The sequence below is a fragment of the Halorubrum sp. Boch-26 genome (genome assembly GCF_029889805.1).
In the GTDB taxonomy this organism is placed as follows: Archaea; Halobacteriota; Halobacteria; order Halobacteriales; family Haloferacaceae; genus Halorubrum.
Genome location: NZ_JARANT010000117.1, coordinates 1 through 7,157, shown reverse-complemented (window position 1 = coordinate 7,157; position 7,157 = coordinate 1). Strand labels below are relative to the sequence as shown.

At 72.1% G+C, this 7,157-nt stretch carries 7 protein-coding genes; 3 read left to right on the top strand and 4 right to left on the bottom strand.

Going from position 1 to position 7,157, the window contains the following annotated elements:
- Positions 1-160 precede the first annotated feature (160 nt).
- The gene (locus OQF71_RS13180) at positions 161-958 is read right to left on the bottom strand and encodes an inositol monophosphatase (RefSeq protein ID WP_280588218.1); all 798 of its coding nucleotides are present in this window, start codon (positions 956-958) and stop codon (positions 161-163) included.
- A gap of 128 nt (positions 959-1,086) precedes the next feature.
- Between OQF71_RS13180 and OQF71_RS13175 the strand changes: the two genes are divergently transcribed.
- Positions 1,087-1,344, top strand: coding sequence for a hypothetical protein (locus tag OQF71_RS13175; RefSeq protein ID WP_280588217.1), 258 nt, complete (start codon positions 1,087-1,089; stop codon positions 1,342-1,344).
- A 118-nt stretch (positions 1,345-1,462) separates the two neighbouring features.
- Here OQF71_RS13175 and OQF71_RS13170 read toward each other — a convergent pair whose 3' ends face one another.
- The 3 genes from OQF71_RS13170 to priS all read right to left on the bottom strand — a co-directional run bounded on the left by OQF71_RS13170 (position 1,463) and on the right by priS (position 4,936).
- Entirely contained in the window at positions 1,463-2,707 is a 1,245-nt protein-coding gene (locus tag OQF71_RS13170; protein WP_280588216.1) for an MBL fold metallo-hydrolase, read from the bottom strand.
- Between the two features lie 88 nt (positions 2,708-2,795).
- Positions 2,796-3,776, bottom strand: coding sequence for a hypothetical protein (locus tag OQF71_RS13165; protein ID WP_280588215.1), 981 nt, complete (start codon positions 3,774-3,776; stop codon positions 2,796-2,798).
- The gene (gene priS, locus OQF71_RS13160) at positions 3,773-4,936 is read right to left on the bottom strand and encodes a DNA primase small subunit PriS (protein WP_280588214.1); all 1,164 of its coding nucleotides are present in this window, start codon (positions 4,934-4,936) and stop codon (positions 3,773-3,775) included. Before priS ends, OQF71_RS13165 begins: the two co-directional genes overlap by 4 nt.
- A gap of 509 nt (positions 4,937-5,445) precedes the next feature.
- Between priS and OQF71_RS13155 the strand changes: the two genes are divergently transcribed.
- A complete protein-coding gene (locus OQF71_RS13155; RefSeq protein ID WP_280588213.1) occupies positions 5,446-5,976 on the top strand; it encodes a DUF5817 domain-containing protein in 531 nt (176 codons plus the stop codon).
- 118 nt (positions 5,977-6,094) lie between these two features.
- Positions 6,095-7,157: PGF-CTERM sorting domain-containing protein (locus tag OQF71_RS13150; protein WP_280588212.1), on the top strand; the 1,063-nt coding region annotated here is incomplete at its 3' end.

Genomic DNA, 7,157 nt, shown 5'->3' with positions numbered 1-7,157 from the left:
CCCCCCCCTCCCCCGCCCCCCCGCCCCCCCCCCCCCCCTCTGTCCTGGCCCTCCCCGCCCCCCCCCGCCCGCCCCCGCCGCCTCCCTCGCGCGCGCTCCTCGCGGGCCGCCGGCCCGCTCGGAGGCGCGCGCCACCGCAGATCGTTTATAAATACCGCGCTCAGTCCGTCTCTTCGATCGCTCGCGCAGCGGCGAGCACCTCGTCGTGGAGGGTGCCGTTCGAAGCGACGAGTCCGGTCGAGTCGTGTCGCCAGCGGTTCCCCTCCAAGTCGGTGACGCGCCCGCCGGCCTGTCGGATCATGAAGACGCCGCCGACCGAGTCCCACGGGTTCGCCCGGAGGTTCGAGACGACCCCCTCTAGTCCGCCCGCGGCGACCGTGGGGAGCGCGACCTGCGCGGCGCCGAACCGTCGCATGTCGGCGAACCGCCGGACGATCGCCTCGCAGGCGGCGGCGTACTCGTCGCGCGCGTCGAACTCCCACCACAGCGTCGGGTCGACCGCGGCCCGGTGCGGGTCGGCGACGTCGTTGACCGCGATCGGGTCGCCGTTGCGGTACGCGCCGTCCCCGTCGGCGGTGTACACGTCGTCGAGCGCGGGGCAGACGGTGGCGGCCGCGACCGGTTCGCCGTCGACGACGGCCGCGACCGCGGTCCCCCACACGCGGATGTCCCGGACGTAGTTGTGCGTGCCGTCGATGGGGTCGATCACCCACGCCGCGCCCTCGTCGGGGACGGTCTTGCGTTCGTCCTCCTCCTCGCCGACGATCGCGTCGTTCGGGAACGTCTCTCGGATCGACTCGATCACGGTGCGCTGGGCGGCCCGGTCGGCCTCCGTCACCACGTCGTCCTCGCCCTTGCTCTCGACGGCGATGTCGCTCCGGAAGTGATCGTGCGCCACGCGCCCGCCCGCTCGCGCCGCGCGCTCCGCGACGGTCGCGCGCTCGTCTGCATCGGCCATGAGCGTTCTGCGGCGCCCCGACGCCTATAAACGTCGATCCGCGAGCCGAGTCTCGAACTCATCGCGCAAGTATTAACTCAATTCCGAATCCGAGTATACTTAAGTGGTGTAGCCCCTAGTGTTCGCGTATGCAACCCGAGGAAGCGGTTCGTCAGCTCGAGTACGCCATCGACGCCTCGCTCGACGAGACCGGACAGCGCACGGCCGCCGGCTACCGGCCCACCTTCGAGCGCGTCGCCGAGCGGGCCGACGGTTCCGCGGTGTACGCGCTCGCCGGCGAGCTCGCGGACGCGGTCGTCGGCGGCGACCGGCCGACCCCGGCCGAGGCGAACGCGACCGCCGAGCGCGTGCTCGACGACTGGGCGTACACCGACGGCGGCGCGTAGCCGAAGCGCCGGTCCCGCCGTTCGGTCTCTCCGCTCTCGCTGGCGTCGGTTCGAAAGCCACCACCGCGACGAGCGCCGCGGACCCCGCTACGTCGGCGAGATGGACGACTGGCTCATCCTACAACTCCACCCGCGCCCCGAGCTCGGGCGCGCTCGCCTCGAAGCCGTCCGCCCGGAGGTCGTCGGCGAACGCCTCGCAGCGGTCACCGTGGTTCACGAGGACCCGCGCCTCTCGATACGCGTCGACGAACGACTCCAGTCCCCCGCGGTCGGCGTGCGCGGAGAAGTCGTACGACTCCACCCGAGCGCTGACGGGGCGTACCTGCCCGTGTATCGCCAAGCGTCCGTGCTCCAGTAGCTCCCGGCCGGGCGTCCCCTCGACCTGATACCCCGTCAGCGTCACCGTGTTCGTCGGACTGCCCCGGATCTTCGGGAGGTACGAGTGAACCGGGCCGCCGGCGAGCATCCCCGAGGTGGTGATGATGAGCTCGTTGTCGGCGGCGATCCGGTCGCGCTGGCCGTCACGGCCGGTGACGAAGCGCGCGGTGCCCTTCGCCCGGCGGAGCGCCTCGGCGTCGCGGAGGAACTCGGGATACCGCCGGACGAGCCGCGTCACCTCGGTCCCCATCCCGTCGACGTACGGGGTGAGCCCGTTGGCGTCGGCGACGAGCATGAGCTCTTGGGTCCGCCCGATCGCGAACGCCGGGGCAACGACGGTCCCGCCCTCCCAGATCGTCGTCTTCACGCTCTCGGCCCAGCGGTCCTCGACCGCGCGGCGGTCCTCGTGGGTCACGTCGGCGTACGTCGACTCGCAGATCACGGCGTCGGCATCGGGCCGGGCCGTCGTCCCCGAAACGAGCCGCTGGTCGTCGGTGTGGAAGTCGCCGGTGTACAGGAGGCGAGTGGATCCGTCGTCCACGAGCACGTGCGCCGATCCCGGGATGTGCCCGGCGTTGTGAAGCGTCACCTCGTACGCGGTCCCGCCGGCCTCGACGACGAACGGTTCCCGGTAGGCGTGTCGCTCCTCGACCTCGCCGAGCCGCGCGACGTGCTCCTCCGAGAAGGGACAGAGCGGGCTGTTCCCGTGCAGCTTGAGCGTGTCGCGCGCGAGCGTCCGCGTCAGGTCCGCGGTCGGCGGCGTCCAGTGGATCGCCGGCCGGCGGTCCCCTTTTAAGAGTGCGGGCACCGCGCCGACGTGGTCGAGGTGGCCGTGCGAGACGACGACCGCGTCGGGCTCGGGGTCGCGGACCGGGTACTGCGGCGGGTCCGCGGTCAGCAGGCCGTAGTCCAGAAGCAGCGCGTCGTCGACGAGGACCGCGCTCCGACCGACCTCGCGGGCGCCGCCGAGGAACTCGACCTCCATTACCGACTCGTAGCCGTCCGCGGCGTTAGTGCTCGTCGGTCTCGGAGTTCGGATCGTCCGTCGCGATGTCCGCACGCACCGATACGGATCAGTCGAGCCGCTCCGCGGCGTCCCGCTCGACGAGGGGCTCCGCGTTCTCGACGGGGAGGGTCACGACGTCCTCGCTCGCGAGGTCGTACTCCCGCTCGTCGACGCCGAAGATGGCGCCGACGTCGCGTGTGATCCGGACGGTCGCGCGGTCGTCGACGGCCGAGTCGGCCTCGGCGGACACGGTCGCGCCGTCGGCCGGGCCGGTGTCGCTCGCGGCCCGGGGATCGTCGGTTCCCGGCGCGCCGGGCGGCGCGGGGTCCGGCGGGACCGCGGTCGAGCCACCGTCGGTGGTGGCGCCCTCGGCGGGGGCGTCGCGCGTCTCGCGGTCCGACGCGTCGGCCGGCGGGGGCGAGTCGGACTCCTCCGCAGTCCCTTCCGGGGCGGCGTCGAGCGCGTCGGCGACCTCGTCGTCCGCACCGCCCATGGCGCCGGCGAGCGCGTCGGCGACCTCGTCGTCTCCGCTCTCGGCCGGGCTCCTCTCGTTCGAGGGCTCCGGCTCCGGCGCGGGCGGCGCCGGGTCCGCCGCGACCTCGTCGACCGCGGAGCCGGAGCCGGAGTCGGACGCCGACACCTCGGCTCCGTCCACCGGCGCCTCGCCGGAGAGCACGTCGAGCACGTTCGATTTGTTCGCCTTGATCCGGTCGACGAGGTCGTCGAACAGCCGGCGTTCCTCGGTCGTCATGCCGTCGGCGTCGACCGACATGTCGGCCGCCGCGAACGACGCGAGCTTGACGACCTTGCCGACGCGTCGCTCGTATAACGCCTCGGCGACCTCCTCGGCCGTCTCGACCTCGTCGGAGAGGCGGCGGACGTCGTCGTCGGAGAAGGGCTTGGCGACCTGCTCGGCGCGGCGGTCGCGGGCCGCGCGCAGGTCGGCCACGTAGGCGGCCACGTCGTCGTAGAAGGAGTCCCGCAGGTGCTGGAGGCTGTCCTTGCGGCGTTCCTTCGCTTGGGCCGATCTGAGCTCGTCGAGATTCATTGTTCGGGTGCCTTCCGCGCCTCGCCGCGGGCCATGAGAAAGACCCCGGCGAACTCGGGCACGGTGTTTCTACCGGATTCAACTCTAACGCGCTCGCCGTTTAATTCTACCGTCCGGTCCGCGTCCGTCTCGATCCGGATCTCCCGACCGACGAACCGGTCCGGCACCGCGTCCCGCAACGGGTCGAAGTCGGCGAGCTCGTCGCGCTCGATCGGCGTGACGACGAGCCCCGAGCCGCCGTGGAGCGTCCCCGGGAGCCGGATGAGCCGCCGCGTGTCCGTGGTGACCGGCTCGTCGATCGGCGCGGTGTCGGTCGTGGCCACGCGCGACGCCAGCGCGGAGACGAGCCGGCGCACGCCCGGGCCGCCGGCCTCGACGTTGCCCTCGCGGACGGCGGTCGGGTTCCGGTCGAACGCGCCGAGGATCGTCTCCGCGCGCCCCTCGCCGATCCCCTCGAGCTCCAGCAGACGCTCGCGGGCGGCGTCCTCCTCCATGTCGCGCAGGTCGTCGGCGTACTCCACGAGCGCCTCGTGGACCCGCGCGCCCCACCCGCCCTCGGTGCGGAGCACGCGCTTCGTCGTGCCGCGCTCGGAGACAGTGCGGATCAGACCCTCGGTGTCGAGGTCGATCGCGCGCACGTAGTCGACGACCTCCCGGCGGGCCTCGCTGTCCAGCTCCCGCACGCTCTCGTCGCGGACGTGGACGTGGTAGCCGCGCCCGCCGGAGAAGACGACGGTGAGGTCGTCGAAGGCGAAGTCCTCGTCGAGGAAGTCCAGCAATCGGAGGAGCGCCTCTTTACACGCCGCCAGCATCTCCGGGTAGGAGGTCTCGTCCGGGTCCACGCCCGGGAGGTGGTCGGCGTCGAGGTCGAAGATCAGGTCGGCGGAGCGCCACCCCTTCCGCGACATCGTCGAGGCGCCGGGGTCGTCGTAGCGCGCGGCCGAGAAGTAGGCGTGCCGGGGCGCGTTGTCCGCGAAGAACGTGTCGACGTCGCCGAGATCGAACAGCGACTGGTGGCGGACCATCGTCGTCCCGGAGCCGGGCGTCCACGGGATGTGGCCCCACTCGCGGAGGTTCGCGTCCGGCGGGAGCGACGGCGACGCGCGGCGGTAGTAGTCGCCGAAGCGTCCCTTTAGATACTCCCGCGTCCGGTCGTCCATCGTCTCACCGAGTACCGGCGGTCGACGTATCAACGTATCGTTCGCGGGCGACCCCGGACGACCGAGCAGTGACACGTACTTATAAATGGATTCGCGGCGGCGCGCGCCTTCGAGCGCCCCCGGCGGCCGCGAGCCGGCGCGTGCGAAGGAGTCGGTGGGCCGGAGCGAAGCGGAGGACCACCGACAGGGCGAGAGCGAAGCTCTCGCTTGCAGCCGGACGGAGTCCGGTGACGAGGCTGGGGAGGCGTGAGGCGCTGTGCGGTTGTGGTCCCGCGAGTGAAACGAGCGGGAGCACGAAAGTCGCAGCCCGCGCAGCGAACGGAGTGAGCGGCTGAGGACCGCAGCGAGCGTGCGCCGTCTTCCCGACTAGGGCTTTGGCGGCGTTCACGGTCGATCCGTCGTCGACTATTTATAAACGAGCGGCTGGGGCTTTGGAGAAGGTCACCCCCTCACCGGAAACAACCACGTACGGCCGAGGGTTCAAATCCGACGCCGCCGAACCCCGCGACATGTACGCGGTCGTCGGCTGCAACGAGTGCGCGGCCATGTGGCTCCTCTCGGACCCCCGGACCAGCGACAGCGCGACCTGCCCGCGCTGCGGGAAAACGCACCGAACGGCGAAGCTCAAGCGGTTCTTCGAGTCGGAGGACCGCGCGGCGGCCCGGGAGGCCCGGGCCGCGCTGCTCGCGAAAAAGCGGGACGAGAGCGCGGCGTTCGCCGAGATAGACCACGTCTCGGAGCTCGAACGCGCCGTCGAAGACGCCGGGATCGACGACCGGGAGTACCTCGAAGCCGGGGGGATCGACGCCGACGCCGTCGACGAGGCCGGCGCTCGCGCCGAGGGGGGCGGGTCGGCCTCGCGCACCCGCACGGAGGTCGTCCGCGACGCGGTGGCGGCGGCAGACGAGCCGACCGAAGCGAACGTGATCGCGCACGCGAGCGAGCACGGCGTCCCCGCCGAGGCGGCCCGCGAGATCCTGACGAAGCTGACGCGACGGGGCGAGCTCTCCGAGTCGCGAGGGCGGTACAGGGTGCTTTAATCCGGTGTCGGGCCCGGTCACGGGGAACTCCGAACTCGACACCGGACGAGCCCGAACTCGACCCCGAACAGCTCCGGAGTCGACAAAGCACTTATGTCGTCGGTTTGACGAGCGAGGTATGGACACGCGAACTGCCCTCCTGGCGGCCGCGGCCGTCGTGCTCGTCGTGAGCGCGGTCGGGGTCGTCGCCGCGCCGGACGCGCTCGACGACCCCCGAGAGGAGCCCGAACGCCCCGGCCACCTCCGTATCGCCGGCATGGTCGTGTCGCCGGGCGAGGTGCGCGGCGAGACCGCAGAGCTCCGGCTCGGCGTCGACCTCCGTCACCGGGGGTCGACCGTCGAGAACGTCACCGTGCGCCACCGCGCGATCGGCGCCGACTCTGGACTGCTCGTCGACGAGACGACGGTGGACGTCGGCGACGTCGACGGCGGCGGCGAGCGGACGGTAAACGGCTCCGTCGACGTGGAGCGCGCGGGCGGCTACCGGATCGAGACCGTCGTCTTCGTCGACGGCGAGCGCGTCGAGACGCAGACGACCCGCGTCGGCGGCGTGGCCGCGCTCACGCCGGACTACGCCGACACGCGCGTCGGCTTCACCGAGGGGAACGTCTGGCCGACCGTCGCGGTCAGCGTGCGCGAGGCGGACAACGCCACCGCGACGCTGGCGGTCTCCGTCTCCGTGACCAACCGCGGCGACACCGCGTCCGAGCCCCTCGACCTCCGACTGCTGATGCGGCAGGCCGAGTCGAACGTGATCGCGGACGAGGCCCGCGAGACCGTCGGGTCGGTCCGTCCCGGGCGGACGGACACGGTGACGACGACCGTCGAGGTGCCCGCGAGCTACAACTACTACGTCGACGCGGCGCTGTGGAGCGACGACGTCCTCATCGACGAGACGCAGGGCGTCGCCAACCTGAACCCGCGGGAGACGATCGACGCCGACGAGAGCGTCGAGGAGGTGGAGTTCTCCGTCGAGGACTTCGCGGGCGGCGACGGCACGGACGGCGCCGGCGACGACGCGGCCGACGGCGAGCGGCCCCCCGGCGAAGACGGCACCGCCGACGGCACGCCCGGGTTCGGGCCGGTCGTCGCGCTCGTCGCGCTCCTCGCCGCGGCGCTGTACGCGCGGATGTCTCTTCTACAAGACGCCGAGGCACCTAGACTACGGCGGGGAGCGGCTG